Here is a 23585-nt window from a genome sequence, read left to right on the forward strand (position 1 = left end):
AAGGTTTCATTACGAAACCTTTTGATTATTATATTTTAGAATATTTTGTGAGTAACAAATAACATAGTGAAGCCATCAAAATAGAATCAATAGATGGAATAAAAGTTAATGTAAAAAAGCCTTTTACAGTGAGAAACCCTATTAGGGATCCAATAAGCCAAGCAAAAAATGCAGGATATTTAACTTTCGCTTCGTTTTTAATACTATTCTCATCATAGCCCATTTTCCTATTTATAAAGTAGTCTGTAATATAAATTCCACAAATAGGAGGCGTTGTTATACCAAGAAATAATAAAAATGGAATAAATAAAGCCATTATATCTATACTACCAATCAATGCGGTAATGATACCTAATACAATTGTAATTTTCCATTTTTTCAACTGAGGGAACAGTGTAGAAAAAACTAATGTTCCTTGAAACATATTCCCAGCATTTCCTGTTATGCAAGCAAATATAAGTACAATATAAGCTGGTAATAAACTACCAATAATTAGCATTGCATCAAGTAATGTATTTTTGCCCGTTAATGAACTTGGTGTTGCACCAATGATAAAAAGGAAAGGATAAGCAATACTAAAGGTTAAAATACCAGCAGTAATAGCTTGTTTTTTATTTTGCGTAAAACTACCAAAATCAACAGAAGTAGTAACTAAAACAATAATTGTTCCTACAACAGAAGAAATTGCTGCACCAATATTCATTGTGTGTAGTGCTGTATTTATAGAAAACTTGCTTTTTAAAGTAAGATATAGAATAAAAAACATTAGCATAGCTATAATTGGAACAGCCCATTGAGCAACTTTGCTAAGAAAATCAAAACCAAATGTAGTTGCACTTACGAAAATTAAACAACCAAACACAACAATTATAGGTAAAGGAACATATAAATTAAATTGAGTAAATAGAAAATCTTGTACGGTATGTCCAAACATATTAGCCGTAACAATAATCCAACCTAATAAACTGATTGCCATTAACATATTGATCGCAGTCGCACCTTGAGAACCGAAAGTAAATTTAATAATTCCGTAAGTGGGCAAGCGAGCTTTAACACCTATTGACATATTGATTGTTGCGAGCAATGTTAATATTGAACTTCCTACAATAATAGCAAATAGCATTTTAGAAAAAGGGAGTTGGCTCCCTAGACTTGAAGAAGCTAATAATACAGGCGTAATTAGAATTCCCAGCAAAATCATTGCGACTTGAATAGCTGAGGCATAAGATGTGGGATTAGAACACTTTTTGTTAGCCATTGTGTTTCTCCTTATGTTGATTCTGATAATAACGCCAACCTCCCATATGGCTAATCTCGATTTGTCCTTGGGTAAGCCAATTCTCACCTAAAACACCTAATACTTGATCCCCATTAGCTAAGTGTACTTTGCCTATGGTTAATCCGTTTGGCTCATTTAATAGAATAGTAGCAAGTGCGGTTGGATTTATTGCCCAAATTTCAAGCTCAACAGCATAAGCTTTTTGAGTTGTTCTTTGCATTGCTGGATGAATATCGTTGATTGACCATAAACGATAGTATTCATCAGTTTTATCTTCACGTATAAATTGAGCTCCAACATTAAGTAAATTATGATTAAGCTCTAACCCTCGCATTAATGTTCCATTTACTGCAAATAAAATTTGTTCACACATTTTGGCCTCCTTATTCACTATAAGTAGAGTAGTTTTGATAAAACGCATTTAAAGCTTGGGTGAAACATTGCATTGGTGCAGTTGTAATTCCAGCACCGATTTGCCCTATACCTGCCAATTTGTGTGCAATGCCTGTATTTATAATAGGTAGAATTCCCGTATCTACCACTTTTCGAATGTCAATACCTGCTGCGGTTGGTATGAAGTTTAATGTTGGTAAGGTAAATGCGGGATTTTGCCCTAAGCTAATGCTTTGCATCATCACACTATTATTAAGTGCGTCATTTGTGCTTCCTCCTACAAATTTGACAATAGCTGGGGAGGATGCCATTGCAAAGCCTCCTACGCCTGCAGTTTCGGTTATTGCACTATCACCAAGATCTGCGGCAGCATCGTTTATATCAAAATTAGGGAAAAATAATCCATTGACTGAATTTGCTGGAGCTTGAAACCATTGTCCCTTCATTGATGAAATTTGGATACCAAAATTAACACCATTTCTTGCCATTACGGTTACCATTGTGCTGTGAGGTATGCCTTCTGCTGCTACCAACATTGTTTTACAAGCTGCCATTGATAAGTTGAGGAAAAAATGATCATTATTAGTGATAAATTGGATAGTACGTTCAATGTGTTCTAAAGGTTGGTTAATTTTAAGTAAGAACGGTAGGATTTTTTTAAGAAATAATCCTGTTGCTGCAGCATTACGATTATGAACTTCATCCCCCATATGTAAAGCTTGTGCCATTATAGGTTTCAACTCAATGGGACCACTTAACTTAAGTGTGGCAGATAATGTTTCGGCAAGTTCCGTTTTCATCCAGTTTAATCGTGTTATCACGTCTGGATTATTAGCACCAAAACGTAATACTTTACCCAATCCCTCATTAAAATTACTAAAACAGCGGTGATGATTATGTGCCATATCCTCGATAACCCATACAGGCATAGAAGGACTAATAATTCCTGCCATTGGGGCAACTGCGTCATAGTGATGGCAAGGTTCAAAAACAATTTCTCCTTGTTCAATCAGTGATTTAGCAGCTTCTTTTGTGTTAGCCCATCCCTCAAATAAAATCGCTCCGATAATTGCACCTTGCATTGGACCACACATCGCATTCCATTGTATAGGGGGACCTGCATGGAGGATACGCTTTTTCTCTATTAACTGCGGAATCGCTTTTCCCGCTGGTAAAATATCGACTAAAACAGGCTGTGAAGCTAAATAACGAGAGAGTGCAATTTGATTGGCTTGATTGATTTTTGAGCAATTAATCAACGTTGCTAAAGTTAATCCAGCTTGCTTATCTCCCTGAGCTGGAGGTTGCCAATGTAAGTGCTGAACTGTTCCCCCAGCTTGCTGAATATTTTGTGCAAAGTTTTCTAATCCAATATTAATGATTGAAAGAGGCTGCTGAAAAAGATTATTCATTGATATTTCTCCTTTGCAAGATTTCTAATGCCATATAAGCAGATTCTGCATTATTGTTTGCAATAAGCACGCCCATATCTTGTAATTGTTTTTGGATCAAGAATTTATCTTGGACATCTTGAGCTGTACCACAAATATGAGCAATGAGATAAGGTGGTGAGTTCTGTTGCCGAATTTTTTGAAGAATAGGTAGTAATGTTTCCATTGGATTCAGATTTGAGCCATAGCCTAAAATGAGATCAAAAAGGAGTACCGCGACTTCGGGATCCATACCTTCTTGTAAAAGGCGTTGATTGCGTAACGTTGGATCAATCATTGGATGAGGTTTTCCTTGAGTAAAGAAATCATCACCAAGATCTAATAATGTATGTTGTGTACTTCTATTTATCTCTTTCAACATCGTTGCTTCATCAATAGGTGTATTGGAATACAAAGGTAACCCAGCTTTATGCAGAATTTGTTGAGCTTCAAAACAAAATGTTCCGCCAGAGAAAACACCACGTAAATATTTTTGCTCTCTTTTTAAGGAATATTGATACGTTGGAAAACTAGGTGGGATATAAGAGGGAATACGTTGTTTTCTTAACAAAGCAACCGCAACTTCTGCTGTATGTGCTAGGGTTTCAGCATAATAAAGATTACTCCCACTATTAGCGTCAGGGCTTTGTCCTAAGAAATGGATCACAACAGGCTTGTTTATCTGTTCTGCTTGTTTTTTTATTACATTTGCAATATCTGATGCAGGTGGTTTAGAGATCAATACTATGACTTCTGTATAGCTATCCCGTGCTAATAAGTTCATTGCATATTGCATCGAAAGCCCTCCAATTTCTTGGTGCAAATCTTGCCCTCCTGTACCTATTGCTTGAGATATTCCTTCGCCAAGTTTATCAATACCACAGGTGACTTCTTGTAGCCCAGTGCCTGAGGCAGCAACAATACCAATATGACCTTTACGAACAATATTGGCAAAACCTAGCGGGATGCCATTGATTATTGCTGTCCCACAATCTGGTCCCATAACCAATCTGTCTTTTTGTTGTGCAAGCCTTTTTATCTGTTTTTCTTCTTGAAGAGAAACATTATCGCTAAAAAGCATAACGTTTAATCCAGTATTGAGGGCTTTAATCGCTTCGGCTGCAGCATATTCACCGGGTACAGAAATAAGTGCTAAATTAAGTGCGGTATTTTTTTCCACCGCATTTGACAGGCTTACTATTTGTGTCTTTGCACTATTTGTCGTTGTTTGTTCTGAGCAAGAAAAAAATGATTGTTTTGCAAAATTAATTGCTTTTTCACATTCCTCTTTCCTTCCTTTCACTGCGATGATCAAGTCATTGGGCTTTGCATTAATTGGTGGAAATTCAGCTTCTAATAAACGGGCCAAATTTGCGGGTGTCCCCATTACTACTGAAGCTTGCGTAATTCCTTCTATTTGTAAAAGTTTGGCAGAAATTTGCATTAAAGAAACGGAATCTTGGTAAAGATTTGGTAATATTGAATATTGGATAGCCATCTTTTCACCTATGACATTAATGCGTTGATAATCTCTGTTGATGTTGAAACCCAACCGAAAATAGCCCCTTGTGCTTTGATCATTTTCAGTGCATATTCTTGAAATTCAGGGAAATATGAGCCAACACAATCTTCAGGAATAATACATTCATAACCGCGATCATTTGCTTCGCGAACCGTCGTGTTTACGCAAACTTCGGTGGTTACTCCACAGACAATAAGTGTTTTAATTCCACGATTTTGTAAGATTAAGTGTAGATCGGTTTGATAAAATGCACCTTTCCCAGGTTTGTCTATGATCGGCTCTCCTGCAATAGGATAGAGTTCAGGAATAATATCGTGTCCTTCTTCTCCACGAATAAGAATACGCCCTTTTGGTCCACATTCGCCAATAAAGGTTTTCCCACCCCGTGTTAATTTTGCTGGAGGACAATCACTTAAATCAGCACGATGCCCTTCACGAGTGTGGAGAACAAATATCCCAGCTTGACGAGCGGCAGATAACATCCTTTTACAAGGTTGAATTGCTGAACGAACGAGATTGACATCATTACCTAAGGCTTCTCCAAATCCACCTGGCTCAACAAAATCGCGTTGCATATCGATCATTAATAATGCTGTTGTTTGAGGATTAAAGGATAGTGGGAAAGGTTCAGCTTGGAATTGTTTTAACATAATGAATATCTCCTTTTGTTGATAACAATTTATTTTTCTTGAAGGGATAATATAAAGAAAACCTCCTTAATCATAGAAAAATAAATTGATGAATTAAAAGGAAATTTATTGAAAATAGCGTGATATGACGGCAGTAAAAAAATATTTTGTGAACGAAATCACAAGATATTTTTATGATTCAAAAGAATTGAATAATAAATTCAAAATTTATTAATTAAAAAATTACTGGCACCAAATGTTTTGTATATGAGGTTGCATAATATAATCTAGACACCAAGTTAATACTTTTCCTTGTACACTACTATTCCAAGCATAAAATAATTGTGTAGGTTGTTTTTGTTCTGAAATTGGTTTTTTTAATACTTTTCCTTGATCAAGTAATAGTTTTACTCGATGATGAGGGATGTATCCTATTCCTAATCCCGCAATAATAAGGTTAATTGCCGTTGAAAGTTCGGAAACGTAAATCACTTTCTGCCCTTCTAATGCCCAAGAAACCTGCTTATTCATATTAAAAGCAGTATCTTTTACCACGATAGCTGGATATAAACGTAATTGTTCTGAAGTCAGCACCGTTGTGAACGGGGCAAGAGGGTGATGAGGAGCTACTACAAAATCCCATTCTATTTTTCCAATTGGATGATAAACGATATTTTCGATTTTGGGGGCTGTATGTGGTGCTCCAATAACAAGATCGGCTTTTTTCTTATATAAGGCTTCCCAACACCCGTTATAAACTTCGGTATGGATTGAAAGTTCTGTTGCTGGAAAAAGTGCGGTTATTTTTTCGGTTAATTTTGCAAGAGCATCGTAGTTAATAATATTGTTTACCACAATAGTAAACGTCCGTTCAACGCCATTTTCAATGGTTCTAGTCTGTGTGATTAAATGTTCATAAGAATGTAGTAACCATTGGCTATGGTAAATAAAATATTTCCCCGCTTCAGTAAGCTTGACTTGCCTTCCTGAACGATCGAAAAGAATAACGCCGAGTTCGTCTTCAACTTTTTTAATGGTGTAACTAATTGCGGAAGGCACTTTGTATAATTTTTCTGCTGCAATGGAGAAATTTCCTGTTTCCGCAATAGTATGAATGAGTTTTAAAACATCGGGGGATAGGGGCATACTGTTCTCCTTTTCTAATTCTTTTTTAGTATAGCATTGAAAATAAAGGAGGTGGGGTGAAATACGTGATCTAATTCTTTCACCAATTAGATCACGTTAAAGTAATTAATTTGCTATGGGTTGTTCTCTTCTATCTAATAGATATTTTAGAATAAATAATCCTGCAATCATTATATAGGAAATTAGGAATATCGTAGGAGAATCACCACCAATAACTGGGTGGGCCTGATGGATAATACCAAAAAATGCCAATATAGCAGCTAAACCAGCACTAATTGCACCTTTTGTTGGTTGATTAGTTATCGCAAAAATAGCAATACAACCCCAAAGTAAAGATGACAGGGGGGCCCCACTACCTAAATGAAATAATCCTGTAAAATCTACACCGCTCTTTTCTAAGATTGACCAACCTAATTGATTAGCATTTGTACCAACACTTTTGAGTGTATTATTAACTGTTGTCAATGCCCAAGCTCCAATCCAAGGAAAAAGACATACAAAAATCACGGGTACTTCTAATTTCGGCGTTTCCCTTACTACTTGATTAGCTGTAACAATACCAATAAAAATCAAAATAGGAGCGATCGCTGCCATCGGGATAAGTGAGAGTAAAAAACCTCCTAATCCTAATAGACAGACGAGGAACATAACAATACCTGTTGCTAAAGTATATCCAATACCCGCCCCCATTTCTTTATAAGCTGTATGTCCAACATAAACGGTAACAGGGAAAGGATTTCCCATTAATGCACCAAACATTGTTGAGCAACCATTGGCAATCATTACGCGTCTAGTTGGGTAAGGATCGCCAGCAGCGTGAGCACTTTCGATATTCTCTAAGTCGAAGACATAATTTGCCAGTGCTAAAGGAACTGCCGAAGCTAGGTAAGGTGCGGCGATACTTAATCCCTCAATAAAAGAAGATAGATGCAGTTTTGGTGGATTAAATCCCGCACTGTGTAGGGCTTGTCCAATTTTGCTTGGATCTTGTAATCCAAAAAGCCAAGCTAAAGTTGTGCCAACAATTAATAAGAGTAACCCTGTTGGGACTTGTTTGAAGATGGGTGAACGTCCAAACCAATTGATAAAAATCAAAACGAGTACAACGAATGAGACAAGAGGTGTATGAAATGCTTGCAGCATAGGATTCATTGCTAATAGCAATAAACCTAACCCAGCTAAACAAGAAAGTAAGACAGTTCTTGGAACGGCTTTTCTTAACCAGTCTCCCATAAATGATCCAACAAAGAGAATAAATCCTTCGACAAATCCCCACACTAAACCAATTTTTAATGCTAGTTCATAGTCTTGAGTTTGTTGATAAACAGGTAAAAGGACTAAGAAAGTGACAGTAAATATAGAGGGGGCACTAGGTCCCGAAGGTAAGGCAACAACATCAGACCGATTGCTCTGTTTTGCTAATATTTTTGCAAAAATAACATAACAAATACTAGCACAAAGAACAGCTAAACCAAATGCAGGAACAACGCGGCCGAAAACAATTTCTGAAGGAATACCTACAACTAAAGTAAGTAAAGCAATCATCGTAAGAAGATTGGTAAGATTATTACTAAATAAGCCAAAAAAGGCAGCCCAATCTCCTTTTTTCCAAAATTGCGTTTTCATATCGTCTCTCCTTTATTTTGCGTAAGTTTGACCAAAGGCAAATAAGGCTTTTTGAAATGCCTCCATTGGCGGATGAACAATTCCAGCTCCAATCATTCCGATACCAGCATCTTTATGGGCTATTGCCGTATTAATGACGGGTAATAGGTTATTTTCCACCACTTTTCTAATATCAATCCCCGTAGGTATCCCCATAAAATTGAGTGAAGGTATAGTAATATTTGGATTGTTTCCAATCGTAATTTGATTCATTGTTTTGCTATAACGTATAGCATCTTTAACCGTTCCACCTACTAAAGATACAATCGCAGGAGCCGCAGCCATAGCAAAGCCACCTATTCCATAGGTTTCTGTAATTGCAGAGTCACCAACATCTAAACCTGAATCTTCGGGTTTGTACCCCGCAAACATTGGGCCTATAACTTGTTGAGCTGGTCCTGTAAACCATTGATTTTGCAATCCTGCAACACGAATACCAAATTCTGTGCCATTTCTTGCCATTGTTGTCAGGACCGTTGAATAAGGAATGCCTTGAGCTGAATCTAATGCTGCTTTACAACACACCATCCAAGTTGGGCCTGAAAAATAGTCTGATGACGCGATAAAATTAAAAACGTCTTTTTTATCTTTGTTACTAAAATGAGTTTCTAAAATATAGGGGGTGAGTTTTTGATTTAATAGCACTGTACCAGCGATATTACGGTTATGACATTCATCTCCCATATGCAAAGCCTGAGAAAGCATAAGTCGTAAATCAATTCCTTCATCACAAAATAGCATTGCTTCCTCTAACATTGGTCCAAGAATATCTCGCATCCAGTTTAAGCGATCAATAACACTTTGATCATTCGCACCCATTCTTAAGATTTTCGCCAGTTGTTCTGATAAATTAGTAAATGCGAAATTACCATGAGTTTTATTTTCAACAATATGTACATACATTGATGGGCTAGTTACGCCTGTCATTGAACCAACAGCTTGATGTTCGTGGCAAGGTGAGAATTTTATTTCACCACTTGCAGCAAGCTCTTCAGCTTGAGTAAGATTTTTAGCCCATCCTTCAAAGACGATCGCACCTGTAATTGCACCACGCATAGGACCATTCATTTTTTCCCAGTTAATAGGAGGACCTGCGTGCAAAAGCATTTTGTCTTGCATTCCAGGAATTACCTCTTTGGCTTTTCCATAGCCAATTAAAACGGGACTTGCTTGTGTTATGCGTTGAAAAGCTTCTTGATTTGCAAGATCTATTTTTTGTGCAATTTCTGTTTGTTCTAAATAGGTTAATGTTTCAATTAATGGTAAGTTTCCCCCACCTGCTGGTTGCCAGTCTAGTTGATATACCTTAGCTGATTGCTTTATTAAATCTTCAGCAAAACGTGCTAATCCTATATTGATAATATTTAATGGTTGATTAAATAAGTTACTCATTATTATTCTCCTTTTGCTACAAATTCCCTAGCTAACAAACCAGCGTTAGTTGAGCTAGAGGCGATAGTAATGCCAGCCGCTTCAAGTTGTGCAACCTGGTTCTGTACAGAAGGCTGATCTAATTCAGTTCCTAATACATAAGCTAAGATTTCCAAATGCCGTCCTGATTGTTGTGCTTCTCTTTTTACTTGTAGAAGTGCAGGCAATGTTTCTGCTATAGGATCAGGATTTGCACCAAAGCCTAGAACAAAATCAAGCAATAAAACACCAACCTCTGGATCACGTCCCTCTTGTAAAATTCGTTCTATGCGATAGCTTGGATCAATCATTGGATGTGCTTTACCATTGGTAAAAGAATCATCGCCAAAGTCAATAAATGTGTGTTCGATTGATTTATCGCTGGCTTGTAATTTATAAGCTGGGTTTGTTTGAATATTCGAGTAAACGTTAGGATACTTTTCTAAAGCAGAAAATAGGGCTTCATCACATAAGGTTCCACCACAAAATAAACCTCGAATGTAGCGTTGCTGTGGGTTAAGTTTTTTTTGTACCTCTTTAATTAAAGGTAAATTTAATGCGTGTTTATCGATACTTTCTTCTGGAATACCAGAGGCAATGACCGCCGCCATTGCAGCTGGTTTGCTATGAGAATAAATATGAATATGCGGTGCAGCTTTAGTTTCCTCTTTATAGCCTAAAAACCAAATAAAAATAGGTTTATTAATATGTTCACAAGTGGATAAGATTTTTCTCGCGATTGTAGGTGCTGGCGGTTTTGATACGACAATAATAATGTCTGTATTGGGATCTTCAGCAAGCATTTGTAATCCATCTAACATCATAATGCCCCCAATATCTTCGCTAAGATCTCTTCCTCCTGTTCCAATTAATTGGGAAATGCCACCTCCAAATTCGTGTATTCTTACTGAAATTTCTTGAGCTCCAGTCCCTGAAGCTGCGACAATACCAATATTGCCACCTCGAACTTTATTCGCAAAGCCTAAACCAACGCCATTAATTATGGCTGTACCACAATCTGGTCCCATCATTAATAAACCTTTTTGATGAGCTAATTGCTTTAATTTCAATTCTTGCTCTATAGAAACATTATCAGAAAATAACATAACATTTTTATTTAGATTTAAAGCTTTTTCAGCTTCTCTTGCAGCATAAAGACCATTTACAGAAATAATGGCTAAATTTGTTTCTGGGTGTTTTTCATTAACCGAATTAATACTATGAAAAATGTCATTTTCTGCCTGTGTATCATCAAAAGGCTTTCTAATTAATAATTTTTCAACTTCTGATAGTATTTTCTGTTCGCTAGCCCCCTTTTCCAAAGATAATGCAATCATTAAGTCTGAAGGCCCAGCTTTTTCTAACTGACTATCAAATAAATGTGCTTCTTTTAAAACTGCTTTATTCATTGGTGTGCCCATTGCAATTTGAGCTTGAATAACCCCTTCTAATTGATTAACTTTTGTAGAAATTGCCATTAATGTAACGGAATCAAAGTATGTATTTGGCTTTAACTGATTAAGTAGTAACATAGCAGTCTCCTTATTTATAAATATTCTTCGATAATTTTCGCAATTTCGTGATAGCCTTTACGATAAGCGAGTTCTAAAGGAGATACCCCCCATTCATCAGTCATAGTTGGATCAGCATCATGGTCTAATAATAAACGAACAATCCGTTGCATTTTTTCACCGCCATCATTCAAAATAATAGCTTCTATCAAAGCAGTCCAACCTACAGTATTTGTCAGATTGACATTAATATCCGTATTTTCTAACAGAAAACGTACAATCTCTTCGTGTCCTTTTTCGGCCGCTGGGGTTAAACCATTTCCCCCGAATCGCGTAAGACAAGTTAAATCACAGCCTAGTTCTACCATAAGCTTGACAAGCGTTAAGTCATTATGAATACATCCCTGAATAAAAGGGTTAAAACACTTGTTATCTTGAGTATTAATATCCGCTCCATTCGACGCTAACCAGCGCACAGCATCATATTGCTTGTTTTGTGCTGCGATAAGTATAGGGGTTCGTTTTCCTTTATCTCTTGCATTGATATCAGCACCATTTTCAAGTAGTAAACGAAGCTGTTCAATATTGCCTTCGGCAGCGGCAGTAAATAGTTTAACGTTCATTTTTTCTCCTTATTTGTAGTTAATTTAACCATTGTGAACGATATTCATCCGTACAGAGTATGGGTAATAGATAGTTCAGAATTTGGCTTTGTTGTTGATTTTGCCAAGCGTAGTAAACCCTCACAGGTTGTTTATGCTCAGCAATGACTTTTGTTATCACTTTGCCTGAGGTTAAAGCAGGGATTGCTATTCGTGCTGGTAAAAAGCCTATACCAACCCCTTCAGCAATCATTGAAAGTACCATTTCTAAATCAGCCACATAAAAAACTTTTTGCCCTTTCAATGCCCAAGTTTTCTTTTGCTGTAACGCTATAGATGAGTCGTGAACAACGATAGCAGGGTAGTGACGTAGTTGAGAAGCTTGTAAAATAGAGTTTTCTTTTGCCAAAGGATGACAAGGAGAGACTAAGAATATCCATTCAATATCTCCTAAATATTCTGTACTGATATTTCCTTGATTAAATGGGGGATTCTGCGGAGCACCAATCACAATATTTGCTCTATTTTCATATAATGCCTCCCAAGCACCGTTATAAACTTCGGTACGGATAGAAAATTCTGTGGCTGGAAATTTTTCTGAAAGCGAGGAAAGAAGTTTAGGAATTGGATCTGGATTAACAATGTAATTGAGGGCGATTGTAAACTGTTTTTCTATGCCATTATCAATTTGTGCGGCGTTACATTGTAATTCATTTAATCCTTGTAAAATCCAGTCTCCCTTTTCTAAAATATATCTTGCTGCTGGGGTAAGTTGAATATGTCCATTAGTTCGAGAGAATAACTTAATGCCAAGATCATCTTCCATCTTCTTTGCTGTATATCCAATTGCTGATGGAACGCGATGTAACACTTTGGCAGCTTCACTAAAACTCCCTGTTTTAGCAATAACTTGTAAGATCCGAATCGTATCAGATGATAATCCTATCGCCATAAATATTCTCCTTAAATATCTATGCAAAATTTAGAAAATAGTTCATTTCTAAAGACAAAAAAATCATAGCAAGAATAGAAGAGAGGTAAAGCAAAAAGAATTGAATGAGATTTGCAAGAAATTTGTTGTAGGATACTGTGTAATGAACAAAAAATAGGGACTAAAAGAAGTAAATAAGAGTAATCAAATTATAAAAATTTAAAAAAGATCAAAATTTCACTTGATACTGTATATCAATACAGTTTATATTATGCAAAGCAATTAAATCATCAAACAAACGGGGCTTTCCCATTTTTTATAGGATCAAACAAAATGGCAAAAGAAGATAAAGCAAAAAACAAAACGGAAAAACCGAAAATCACTACCCCAGAAGAAAAAGAAAAAGCACTGGCGGCTGCCTTAGGGCAAATTGAAAAGCAATTTGGTAAAGGTTCAATTATGAAGTTGGGCGAAAAGCAAGATTTGGACATTGAAGCAATTTCTACGGGATCATTGAGTTTAGATGTTGCGTTAGGCATCGGCGGCTTGCCAATGGGGCGTATTGTGGAAATTTACGGGCCAGAATCTTCAGGTAAAACCACATTAACCCTTTCTGTTATCGCACAAGCACAAAAATTAGGCAAAACCTGTGCCTTTATTGACGCTGAACACGCGTTAGATCCCATCTATGCGGCAAAACTGGGCGTTGATGTGAAAGAACTTCTCGTTTCTCAGCCTGATAATGGCGAGCAAGCCTTAGAGATCTGTGATGCGTTGGTGCGTTCTGGTGCGGTTGAGGTTGTGATTGTGGACTCTGTCGCCGCATTGACACCAAAAGCGGAAATTGAAGGCGATATGGGCGATGCTCACGTTGGCTTACAAGCCCGCTTAATGTCGCAAGCCTTGCGTAAACTCACGGGGCAAATCAAAAATTCAAACTGCTTGGTGGTGTTCATCAACCAAATACGTATGAAAATTGGCGTGATGTTTGGTAATCCTGAAACCACAACGGGGGGTAACGCGTTGAAATTCTATTCCTCCGTGCGTTTAGATATTCGCCGTGTGGGTTCGATTAAAGATGGCGAGCAGATTATCGGTAACGAAACACGCGTAAAAGTGGTGAAAAACAAAGTTGCACCGCCGTTCCGTCAAGTGGATTTCCAAATTCTTTATGGCGAAGGTATTTCTCGCGAAGGGGAGCTTATTGAGCTAGGTGTGAAACATAAATTAGTGAATAAATCGGGATCTTGGTTCTCTTACAATGGTGAGAAAATTGGGCAAGGAAAAGCCAACGCAATGAAATGGTTGGTTGAACACCCAGAACAAGCCTCAGCATTGGAAAATAAATTGCGTGAAGAATTGCTGGCAAATCCAGATAAATCCTTAATGGCTGATATTGAACAAGCCGAGCAGGAAAATGACAATAATGATGTAATGGATATTGAGTCAGAATTTTAATCGCTCCCATTCACTAAGCGAAAAGTGCGGTATTTTTTGACCGCACTTTTTCTAGCCACAAGTTAAGTCTAACCTGAGGAAATAATGGCTTCACTCGCACTGAATTATGTCGTGAATTTGCTCGCTCGCCGAGAATATAGCGAATACGAATTGCGTTGCAAAATGCAAGAAAAAGCCTTTAGCGAAGAAGAAATTGAACAGGCTTTGCGAATTTGTCAGGAAAAAAACTGGCAGAGCGATCGGCGTTTCACGGAAAACTATTTACATTACCGATCACAAAAAGGCTTTGGCTTAAACCGTATTAAACAAGAGCTTTTTCAGCTAAAAGGCATTGCTTCTGAGGTGGTAGAAGAGGTAGTGGCAGAAAGTGAAATTGATTGGTTTGCGGTGGCTCATTCGGTATTACGCAAAAAGTTTCCTCATTATGCACAAGAACAAGATTTCAAAATGAAACAAAAAATTTGGCGTTATATGCTCTCACACGGCTTTCAAAGTGAAGAATTTGCTGATTTTGTAGGATCAGGTGAAGAAAATTTCTAATTATCAGATTATGTGCCGTAAAACTCCGTCCTTCAGGGCGGAGATATAAGGCACAAACGGCGTAAGCCGTTTCAAACCTAACTAATCAGGTGTTTGTTGTTGCTCAATGTATTGGCGAATAATGGAAATAGGTGCACCACCGCAAGAGCCCGCAAAATAAGACGGAGACCACAGCTGATTACCCCAAAGTTTTTTGCGGATGTTCGAGTAGTTTTTCTTCCTAATCATTCGGCTTGATACACCTTTTAAACTGTTTACAAGTGTAGATACAGCCACTTTCGGTGGATATTCCACAAGTAAATGAACATGATCGTCTTCACCGTCAAATTCAACTAATTTTGCTTTAAAATCATTGCAGACGCTTTCAAAAATCAATTTGAGTTCGTCTAAAATAGCTTTCGTAAAAACATCACGGCGATATTTTGTTACAAAGACTAAGTGAACATGCATATTAAAAACACAATGTCTACCGTGCCTAATTTCTGTTTCTTTTTGCATAGGCCAAGGGTAAAATATGGAAAACTTACATTCTAAACCTTGTCCAATGCAACTACGCAAAGCCTTCAAATTCGAGATAATGCCAAACGGCAGCCAAATCCGCAGAATTAAACAGTTCTGTGGTTGCTCTCGTTTTGTATTTAATCGGGCGTTAGCTTGGCAAAATGAACAATACGAGCAAGATAACAGCTTTAAGTTCAGTTACACTAAAATCGCCAACTTGCTTCCACAATGGAAAAAAGAATTAGTTTGGCTAAAAGAATGCCATTCTCAAGTGCTTCAACAGTCTTTAAAAGACCTAGAAAGTGCGTTTAAAAATTTCTTTCAGAAACGTGCCGACTTCCCAAAATTCAAGAAAAAAGGCATGAAAGAGAGCTTTCGTTTTCCGCAAGGTTGCAAATTAGAGCAACAAAATAACCGCTTGTATCTGCCAAAGATTGGCTGGATTCGCTATCGCAACAGCCGAGATATCGTTGGTGAAATCAAAAATGTTACCGTCAGCCAAAAGTGCGGTCGCTTTTTTGTCAGTATTCAGACTGAGTTTGAATATCAAATTCCAATACACAACGGCGGTGAAATCGGTATTGATATGGGCGTTGCACGTTTTGCCACGCTTTCAAACGGTGAATTTTTTGAGCCATTAAACGCCTTTAAAACTTACAAAGGAAAATTGGCTAAACTGCAAAAGAGGCTTAAAAATAAAGTAAAATTTAGCCAAAATTGGCAGAAATTAAAGGCGAAAATCGCCAAATTGCATCATAAAATCACCAATTGTCGTAAAGACTTTTTACATAAAATCTCAACACAAATCAGCAAAAACCACGCAATGATTTACATTGAAGCTTTGCAAGTGGCAAATATGTCGAAATCCGCCAAAGGCACAGTAGAGCAACACGGCAAGAATGTAGCCGCAAAATCAGGATTAAATCGAGCCATTCTCGACCAATCGTGGTTTGAGTTTCGCCGTCAGTTGGATTACAAAACGCAATGGCAAGGTGGATTTTTAGTGGCTGTTCCGCCGCAAAATAGCAGCCGAACTTGCCCTTGTTGTGGTCATGTAGCAAAAGAAAATCGCCAAACACAGGCTAATTTTGAGTGTGTAGAATGTGGCTACACAGAAAATGCCGATGTGGTTGGAGCGTTAAATGTATTGGGGCGTGGGCGAGCTATCGTCCACGCGTAATAAAATGTCAGGGCAGGACATGCCCGTAGAGCTTGTGAAGTGAACTTCATTGAGAGGTCAGCAACAAGAACCCAGCGAGAGTAGCCCATTGCTTGCCAATTGGCACTAGTAGGAATCCCCGTCCTTTAGGGCGGGGAGGATGTCAATAAAACAAGACAAGTCGTTGCTCCGCAGGTTGGATAAATAATACGCCAACGCGAAGTAATGCGATATTATTTTGCCATTGCCGTGGTGATATAAAAACATCAGCGAACAATATTCATTTGAGGGGATTTTTTGCATAAAATATTCCGCTCAAATTCCTCCTTTCTTCTTTGAGTGAACCCTACTCAGTGATAAACTAACGACAATTTTTTTCAAATGATTAATATAGGAAACAACAATGCGAGCGAGTCAATATTTATTTGCTACTCTGAAAGAAACCCCAAATGACGCACAGGTGGTGAGCCACCAATTAATGTTACGGGCTGGAATGGTTCGTCCTTTAGCTTCGGGGCTTTATAACTGGTTGCCAACAGGGTTACGCGTGCTGAAAAAAGTGGAAAATATTGTGCGTGAAGAAATGAACAAAAGCGGGGCGATTGAAGTAGAAATGCCCGTTGTGCAACCTGCGGAGCTTTGGCAAGAGTCGCAACGCTGGGAGCAATATGGCCCTGAATTATTACGTTTCCAAGATCGCGGACAGCGTGATTTTGTGCTTGGCCCAACCCACGAAGAAGTGATTACCGACTTAGTTCGCCGCGAAGTCAGCTCATATAAACAATTGCCGCTAAATTTATACCAAATTCAAACCAAGTTCCGCGATGAAGTTCGTCCGCGTTTTGGCGTAATGCGTGGACGGGAATTTTTAATGAAAGATGCCTATTCTTTCCACACCACGAAAGAAAGTTTGCAAGAAACCTATGAGGTAATGTATCAAACTTACAGCAATATTTTCTCACGTTTAGGCTTGGATTTCCGTGCGGTGCAGGCAGATACTGGCTCAATCGGCGGAAGTGCATCACACGAGTTTCAAGTTTTAGCTCAAAGCGGGGAAGACGATATTGTGTTTTCTACCGAGTCTGACTTCGCTGCGAATATTGAACTTGCCGAAGCGGTGGTACAAGGTGAACGCAATGCACCAACTTTAGCAATGGAATTGGTGGATACGCCAAATGCGAAAACCATTAATGAACTGGTGGAGCAATTTAATGTGCCAGTGGAAAAAACGGTCAAAACCCTCATTGTGAAAGGGGCTTGCGAAGAACAGCCATTAATCGCGTTAATCATTCGTGGCGATCACAATCTCAACGAAATCAAAGCCCAGAAATTACCACAAGTTGCCGATCCCCTTGAATTTGCTGACGAAGCAGAAATCAAAGCGAAAATTGGGGCGGGTGTTGGGTCGCTAGGGCCTGTGAATTTGCCAATCCCTGCGATTATCGACCGCAGTGTCGCGTTAATGAGCGATTTCTCAGCGGGGGCAAATATTGACGGCAAGCATTATTTCAACATCAACTGGGAACGCGATGTTGCAATGCCAGAAGTGGCAGATTTGCGTAATGTGGTGGAGGGTGATCCAAGCCCTGATGGTAAAGGCACATTACAGATTAAACGCGGGATTGAAGTCGGACATATTTTCCAACTTGGAACAAAGTATTCTGAAGCGATGAAAGCCACTGTGCAAGGCGAAGACGGTCGCCCACAAACAATGATTATGGGCTGTTATGGTATTGGCGTGAGCCGTGTCGTGGCTGCTGCCATTGAACAAAGTCACGATGAACGCGGCATTATCTGGCCAACAGATGCCATCGCCCCTTTCACCGTTGCCATTGTGCCAATGAATATGCACAAATCTGAAAGCGTCCACAATTTCGCTGAAAATTTATACCGCACTTTACTTGCTGAAGGCATCGAAGTGATTTTTGACGATCGCAAAGAACGCCCTGGCGTGATGTTTGCGGATATGGAACTGATCGGTGTACCGCATATGTTGGTTCTCGGTGAGAAAAACCTACAAAATGGCGAAATTGAATACAAAAATCGCCGAACTGGCGAAAAACAAATGATTAGCCAAGATCAACTAGTGGAATTTGTGAAACAACAGATTACGGTTTAATTTATTTAGTGGGCGGCAAATGTCGCCCAATTTCTTATTTAAAATACAGAAAACGCATTAACTGATTTTTATTATAGTTATTAAATATTCAAAATATAGTTGTTTAAATTCAGCCGAAGGCAATGCAGCGGGCAAGAGTAGCACAAATAGTACTTTGATACAGAGTAGCTCTGAATTATTTTAATTCCGAAATCTATAGTCGTTTGATTTCAAAATAATACTGCGTTACTTCGCCTTGCCGTACTATTTGTACTGTCTGCGGCTTGTTGCCTTGTCTTATTTTGAACTTAAACGACTATATATTGCATTACTTATTTAGTAGTGGTCGTTTTCGTACTGCATAAAAAACCTTGCTTTCGCAAGGTATTAATACACTTCTTTGACTTGACTATATTTCTTATATTTCGGCTCTTAACCGATGCAAAAACGCCTTAGTGCGTTCGTGTTGTGGGTTGGCGAACAATTCTTGCGGTGAGCCTTGTTCCACAATCACACCACCGTCCATTACCACAACCACATCAGCCACATCAAGGGCAAATTTGATTTCGTGGGTTACCACAACCATTGTCCAGCCTTCGTTGGCAAGCTCTTTCATTGTATTCAATACGTCTTGCACAAGTTCAGGGTCAAGGGCGGAGGTGGGTTCGTCAAAAAGCATTAATTCAGGCTGAATTGCTAAGGCTCTTGCGATACCAACACGTTGTTGCTGCCCACCTGATAGTTGGTAAGGGTAGAGGTCTTTTTTATCTAGCAAACCCACTTTCTTTAGTAAGGCTTCAGCTTCTTGGCGAACAATTTTGGGATCGCGTTTTTGCACTTGGATTGGGCCTTCCATAATATTTTCTAACGCGGTTTTGTGGGGGAATAAGTTGTATTGTTGGAACACCATTCCCGATTTACGGCGTAGTGGAAGAATGCTTTTGTCGCTGTTTGCCTGAGCAAAATCCACCTTAAGCGGGTTTTGCTGAGTAAATTCTATCGTGCCTTGCTCTGGTAATTCTAAGGCGTTAAGGCAACGTAGAAAGGTGGTTTTCCCTGAGCCTGATGGGCCTAAAATCACCACCACTTCGCCTTTATGAATATCTAGATCAATCCCTTTTAATACGGGGTTATCGCCGAATGTTTTGTGAATATTGCGTACTTTAATCATTCTTTTCTCCTTAACGTGCCACATAGCGGTCGAGGCGTTTTTCTACTCGTGCTTGGATAATAAATAGCACAAAGCAAAAGCACCAATAAACCAGCCCCGCTTCAATATACACGGGTAGGAAATCATAAGAAGAATTGGCGATTTGCTGGGCGACGCGGAACATTTCCGTTACAGTTACCACCGATGCCAAAGAGGTATCTTTGAACAAACCAATAAAGCTATTGCTCAATGGCGGCACGGCAACGCGGAAAGCCTGCGGGGCGATAATACGGCGGAAAGTTTGCATATAAGTCATACCGATGGTATAGCCCGCTTCCCATTGTCCTTTAGGCACAGACTGAATTGCTGCACGCACGGTTTCTGAAGCATAAGCCCCCACATTGAGGGAAAAGCCAATAATCGCAGCTGGGATCGGATCAATAAAGATGCCTAACGCGGGCAATCCGTAAAACACCACGGAGATTTGCACCAATATTGGGGTGCCGCGAATAATGGAGATATAGACTTTCGCTATCGACAACAAAACGCGGTGCAGCCAGCCATTCACAGGGGTAACACGCAATAATGCCACGCCGATCGCAATGATCATTCCGAAAATAAATGAAACGACAGCAAGCGGTATTGAAACCAATACCGCCGCTTTAACCATAGGAAGAAACCCATTGATGACCAGCTCAGCACGCGCGTCGGTCATAAAGGGTAAAGAAGCTAAGAAATTATTTAACACTGATATTTTTACCGAAGAATTGTTCACCAAGTTTTTTCAATGTGCCATCATTACGAAGTTCTTCAATGGCTGCACTAATTTTCGCCAGTGCTTCCTCGTTGCCTTTATTTACAACGAAGCCCGCCCCCACTTTGTCTGCGGATTCCCAAAATGGTTTTAAGCCTGAATTTGGGTTTTTCTTCAAATAATCCAATAAGGCTAAAGAATCATTAAAGGTTACATCGGCACGTTTTTGTTGAATTAACAATAAACCTTGTGCCATTCCGTCAATCGGCACAATTTCCGCACCGTATTTCACTGCAAGCTCACCATAGTTTGAGCTGAGGGTTTGTGCTGCTTTTAAGCCTTTCACATCTTCCACTTTGTGGATACGATTTTCATCTTGGCGAGCCAATAACATCGCACCAGACCAACTATAAGGCTCAGATTTATCAAAGGTCGCTTGGCGTTCTGGGGTGGTGAGTGCCACTTGGTTTGCTACAAGGTCAAAGCGTCCGCCTTTTAAGCCCGCAAGCATTGCGTCCCATTGGGTTTCTTTAAAATCAACAGTTACACCGAGTTTTTCTGCAACGGCACGGGTAACTTCCACATCATAGCCCGTTAATTTACCGCTGGCATCGTGGTAAGTGAAAGGGGCGTAAGTGCCTTCTGTGCCTACGGTAATCGTCCCTTTATTATTAATGCGATCAAGTAAGCTGTTGGCAGCGAATGCTTGGCTTGCCATTGAAAGTGCCAATACAGAGGTGGCTAAAAAAGTTAATTTTTTCAACATAGTACTTTCCTCAAATAATAGAATGAAGCAAATTTGTTTTTTCAATGCCAAGCATTGTAAAAGAAACAAAAGGATTTACAAATAACTTAAAGGAATATGTTATAAAAAAGTTAAATATGCAGAGTTTCTTTGACTAGCACGAGATACTCAAACCCATCATTGATCCGCCCAAAACAATCTTTTGAGTGGATTATTTGAGATTAAATAATTCTCGAAAACTGTTGGCGTCTGGCTTGCTGTCGGGAGTAAGTATCAAAACACAAGCAGATATTGCGAATCAGCAAATGCCCAATAGGGGATACCTGTAAGCCCCGCTCGCCAATTTCAATTAAACCGTCCGCTGCCAGTGGGGCGAGCAATGCTAAATCTTCGGCAAAATGCTGTTTAAAATCAATGCCATATTGTTGTTCAAAGGGGGCATAATCCAATTTAAAATTACAAATTAATTGTTTGATCACATCACGGCGAAGGCAATCTTCTTGGCTCATTACAAAGCCCTTGTGAAGTGCGGTGCCTTTTTGCTCAATATCTGCGTAATAATGTTTTAGTTCTTTTTGATTTTGTGCGTAAGTGTCGCCCAACAGGCTAATTGCAGAAACGCCAAGCCCTAGCAAATCGGCATCTTCTTGCGTGGTGTAGCCTTGGAAATTGCGGTGTAGCACGCCATTTTGTTGTGCTATCGCAAGTTCATCATCAGGTTTCGCAAAGTGATCCATTCCAATAAAGCGGTAGCCAGCACCCTCTAAGGTTTCAATGGTTTTTTGCAAAATGGTGAGTTTGGTTTCAGGGGCGGGGAGCTGATCCTCTTTGATCTTCGCTTGCCCTGCGAAACGGCTCGGCAAATGGGCGTAGTTGAACACGCTCAAACGATCGGGATTCAGCTCGATCACTTTTTGAAGCGTGAACATAAAACTTTCCACATTTTGCAAGGGCAAGCCATAAATTAAATCTAAATTGGTGGATTGAAAGCCCAAGGCTCTTGCCCGTTCCAATAAGGCTTGAATAAAGTTTTCGTCCTGTTCGCGGTTCACCGCTTTTTGCACCGCTTTGTTAAAATCCTGCACGCCCATACTAATACGGTTAAAGCCGATTTTGCGTAAATGATCGAGGGTGTCCAACTCAATTTTACGCGGATCCATTTCGATACTGATTTCCGCGTTATCGGCAAAATGAAAATGCTCACGCAACATTGCCATTAAACGGCTGGATTGTTGCTCAGTGAGATAGGTCGGTGTACCACCGCCCCAATGCACTTGGGTTACCTTGCGATTGCGGAAAAGTGCGGCACGATTTTTGATTTCTTTTTCTAAATAATCGAGATAAATATCCGCTTTGTGCTGATGACGGGTGATGATTTTGTTACAAGCACAAAAATAGCAAAGTTTATGACAAAACGGGATATGCACATACAGCGACAGCGGGCGAGTTGGGTAACGCTCGGCGGCAGCTTGGAAATCTTGTTCGTTATAATTTTCGTTAAATTCCAATGCCGTAGGATACGAAGTATAACGCGGCCCAGAATAGTTATATTTTTGAATTAACGCGGAATCCCACATAGTTCCAGACATTAATTTCCCCCTAAAAATTTTTCATATCCAACAATAATTGATCTAATTCCAACGTTATTTTTGCCTCAAGCTCCGCCTCCGCACTCTCACGGGTAAGATCTAAACGCATACGTTCGTTCTTTTTCAATGCGGTTCTCGCTTGATGGGTTGGCATTTCTTTCACCACCTCATAAAGCTCACCCATCGCGGGATAGCTGGCGATTTTAATGCCTAGCGGATCAAGCAACATTTTGAGGCGAATCACGCCTTCAGAAAGATTACAATCGCCATTTTGCATTGCACGGGCGATAATCTCAATACTCTCTTTTAGGCGTTTTACACGCACCAAGCGTGCATTTTCTAACGCCTTCTTTTGGCTTTTCAACGCACGCAATAATTTCACCGCATAAGCGGCCATTCCCACAATAATCAAAAGCCCGAGGGCAATTAAAAGATAAATCCACATAAATTATTTAAACTGATTAATATCAATGGTTTCAAAAGTGCGGTATAAATCTTCCGCATTTTCTTCTTCATCTTTAATGCCAAGCTCGTCCATTAATTGAGCGATGCGATCAAGGCATTCGTCTACAAAGGCTTGATCTTTGGCATTTAAGGTTTTGCCTGCTTCAAGCTGATCCAACAAATCATTTAAACATTCGTTGTTTTCAAGCTGTTCAAGTTCCACCATAGGATCAAGGGCTTTCGGTTTTGTAACTTCCACGGGCGGAATGGTCATTCCTTTTTCAGGTTTATTGACAAATTCCACCACTAATGGGATTTTTTTACGGCTACCAACGCGGGGATCTTGCACCTGATTTTGCTCCAAGGGTTTATTTTCCCCTTGGCTACTATGACGCGATCCCGCCGCTAAGCCTTTGTGTTTTTTCTTTCTTTTTTCTTCACGGGCTTTGGCATCTAATTCATAGCGGGTGAGTTTCCACCCACGAGATTTCGCGGGGCTTTGTGCAGGTTTATCCGCTTTGCGTGTCGGCATAATATCCGTGATACGGCGTGTTTTTTTTTGACGGGACATAATTTCTCTACTATTTGGTAAAAATGAATTGGGGAGAATTGTAGCATTAAATCACCAA

22 protein-coding genes are annotated in these 23585 nt (G+C 39.3%); 4 read left to right on the forward strand and 18 right to left on the reverse strand.

Annotation, left to right across the window (positions count from 1 at the left end; genetic code table 11):
* Positions 1 to 28: 28 nt before the first annotated feature.
* The 11 genes from HBL79_RS11715 to HBL79_RS11765 all read right to left on the reverse strand — a co-directional run bounded on the left by HBL79_RS11715 (position 29) and on the right by HBL79_RS11765 (position 12539).
* On the reverse strand, positions 29 to 1258 hold the full coding sequence (locus HBL79_RS11715) for a cytosine permease (protein WP_035687872.1): 1230 nt from the start codon (positions 1256 to 1258) through the stop codon (positions 29 to 31).
* Complete coding sequence (locus HBL79_RS11720) at positions 1251 to 1652, reverse strand: allophanate hydrolase-related protein (protein WP_035687879.1); 402 nt, start codon at positions 1650 to 1652, stop codon at positions 1251 to 1253. Before HBL79_RS11720 ends, HBL79_RS11715 begins: the two co-directional genes overlap by 8 nt.
* 10 nt (positions 1653 to 1662) lie before the next feature.
* Entirely contained in the window at positions 1663 to 3084 is a 1422-nt protein-coding gene (locus HBL79_RS11725) for a YlbE family protein (RefSeq protein ID WP_035687882.1), read from the reverse strand.
* The gene (gene fdrA, locus HBL79_RS11730; RefSeq protein ID WP_035687885.1) at positions 3077 to 4600 is read right to left on the reverse strand and encodes an acyl-CoA synthetase FdrA; all 1524 of its coding nucleotides are present in this window, start codon (positions 4598 to 4600) and stop codon (positions 3077 to 3079) included. Before fdrA (HBL79_RS11730) ends, HBL79_RS11725 begins: the two co-directional genes overlap by 8 nt.
* 8 nt (positions 4601 to 4608) lie before the next feature.
* The gene (locus tag HBL79_RS11735) at positions 4609 to 5274 is read right to left on the reverse strand and encodes a cysteine hydrolase family protein (RefSeq protein ID WP_035687887.1); all 666 of its coding nucleotides are present in this window, start codon (positions 5272 to 5274) and stop codon (positions 4609 to 4611) included.
* A 222-nt stretch (positions 5275 to 5496) separates the two neighbouring features.
* The gene (locus HBL79_RS11740; protein WP_035687890.1) at positions 5497 to 6399 is read right to left on the reverse strand and encodes a LysR substrate-binding domain-containing protein; all 903 of its coding nucleotides are present in this window, start codon (positions 6397 to 6399) and stop codon (positions 5497 to 5499) included.
* Between the two features lie 105 nt (positions 6400 to 6504).
* Positions 6505 to 8025 (reverse strand): xanthine permease, encoded by a 1521-nt coding sequence (locus HBL79_RS11745; protein ID WP_035687892.1) that lies wholly within the window; start codon positions 8023 to 8025, stop codon positions 6505 to 6507.
* Positions 8026 to 8037: 12 nt separating this feature from the next.
* The gene (locus HBL79_RS11750; RefSeq protein ID WP_035687895.1) at positions 8038 to 9456 is read right to left on the reverse strand and encodes a YlbE family protein; all 1419 of its coding nucleotides are present in this window, start codon (positions 9454 to 9456) and stop codon (positions 8038 to 8040) included.
* A gap of 2 nt (positions 9457 to 9458) precedes the next feature.
* On the reverse strand, positions 9459 to 11006 hold the full coding sequence (fdrA, locus tag HBL79_RS11755; RefSeq protein ID WP_035687897.1) for an acyl-CoA synthetase FdrA: 1548 nt from the start codon (positions 11004 to 11006) through the stop codon (positions 9459 to 9461).
* Between the two features lie 14 nt (positions 11007 to 11020).
* On the reverse strand, positions 11021 to 11608 hold the full coding sequence (locus HBL79_RS11760) for an ankyrin repeat domain-containing protein (protein ID WP_017805451.1): 588 nt from the start codon (positions 11606 to 11608) through the stop codon (positions 11021 to 11023).
* A gap of 19 nt (positions 11609 to 11627) precedes the next feature.
* Entirely contained in the window at positions 11628 to 12539 is a 912-nt protein-coding gene (locus tag HBL79_RS11765) for a LysR substrate-binding domain-containing protein (protein ID WP_051128097.1), read from the reverse strand.
* A 357-nt stretch (positions 12540 to 12896) separates the two neighbouring features.
* Between HBL79_RS11765 and recA the strand changes: the two genes are divergently transcribed.
* Complete coding sequence (gene recA / locus HBL79_RS11770; protein ID WP_035687924.1) at positions 12897 to 13976, forward strand: recombinase RecA; 1080 nt, start codon at positions 12897 to 12899, stop codon at positions 13974 to 13976.
* 84 nt (positions 13977 to 14060) lie between these two features.
* Positions 14061 to 14516, forward strand: coding sequence for a recombination regulator RecX (recX, locus tag HBL79_RS11775; RefSeq protein ID WP_035687900.1), 456 nt, complete (start codon positions 14061 to 14063; stop codon positions 14514 to 14516).
* A gap of 81 nt (positions 14517 to 14597) precedes the next feature.
* Here recX and tnpA read toward each other — a convergent pair whose 3' ends face one another.
* Positions 14598 to 15014 carry an IS200/IS605 family transposase gene (tnpA, locus tag HBL79_RS11780; protein WP_017805755.1) on the reverse strand — a complete coding sequence of 139 codons (417 nt, stop codon included), beginning with the start codon at positions 15012 to 15014 and terminating at the stop codon, positions 14598 to 14600.
* A gap of 46 nt (positions 15015 to 15060) precedes the next feature.
* Between tnpA and HBL79_RS11785 the strand changes: the two genes are divergently transcribed.
* Both HBL79_RS11785 and proS read left to right on the forward strand, forming a co-directional pair.
* Complete coding sequence (locus HBL79_RS11785; protein WP_035687926.1) at positions 15061 to 16197, forward strand: RNA-guided endonuclease InsQ/TnpB family protein; 1137 nt, start codon at positions 15061 to 15063, stop codon at positions 16195 to 16197.
* Between the two features lie 382 nt (positions 16198 to 16579).
* A complete protein-coding gene (proS, locus tag HBL79_RS11790; protein WP_035687902.1) occupies positions 16580 to 18295 on the forward strand; it encodes a proline--tRNA ligase in 1716 nt (571 codons plus the stop codon).
* Between the two features lie 397 nt (positions 18296 to 18692).
* Here proS and HBL79_RS11795 read toward each other — a convergent pair whose 3' ends face one another.
* The 6 genes from HBL79_RS11795 to yihI form a co-directional block, all read right to left on the reverse strand.
* The gene (locus HBL79_RS11795) at positions 18693 to 19445 is read right to left on the reverse strand and encodes an amino acid ABC transporter ATP-binding protein (protein WP_035687904.1); all 753 of its coding nucleotides are present in this window, start codon (positions 19443 to 19445) and stop codon (positions 18693 to 18695) included.
* Between the two features lie 10 nt (positions 19446 to 19455).
* Positions 19456 to 20139 carry an amino acid ABC transporter permease gene (locus HBL79_RS11800; protein ID WP_370539156.1) on the reverse strand — a complete coding sequence of 228 codons (684 nt, stop codon included), beginning with the start codon at positions 20137 to 20139 and terminating at the stop codon, positions 19456 to 19458.
* 22 nt (positions 20140 to 20161) lie between these two features.
* The gene (locus tag HBL79_RS11805) at positions 20162 to 20944 is read right to left on the reverse strand and encodes an amino acid ABC transporter substrate-binding protein (RefSeq protein WP_035687909.1); all 783 of its coding nucleotides are present in this window, start codon (positions 20942 to 20944) and stop codon (positions 20162 to 20164) included.
* Positions 20945 to 21144: 200 nt separating this feature from the next.
* On the reverse strand, positions 21145 to 22512 hold the full coding sequence (gene hemN, locus HBL79_RS11810) for an oxygen-independent coproporphyrinogen III oxidase (protein WP_035687912.1): 1368 nt from the start codon (positions 22510 to 22512) through the stop codon (positions 21145 to 21147).
* A gap of 10 nt (positions 22513 to 22522) precedes the next feature.
* Positions 22523 to 22957, reverse strand: coding sequence for a DUF2489 domain-containing protein (locus HBL79_RS11815; protein WP_017805443.1), 435 nt, complete (start codon positions 22955 to 22957; stop codon positions 22523 to 22525).
* Positions 22958 to 22960: 3 nt separating this feature from the next.
* Positions 22961 to 23527, reverse strand: coding sequence for a Der GTPase-activating protein YihI (gene yihI / locus HBL79_RS11820; protein WP_035687914.1), 567 nt, complete (start codon positions 23525 to 23527; stop codon positions 22961 to 22963).
* Between the last annotated feature and the right edge of the window lie 58 nt (positions 23528 to 23585).

Origin of the sequence: Avibacterium paragallinarum (assembly GCF_011765605.1) — a bacterium.
Classification (GTDB): domain Bacteria; phylum Pseudomonadota; class Gammaproteobacteria; order Enterobacterales; family Pasteurellaceae; genus Avibacterium; species Avibacterium paragallinarum.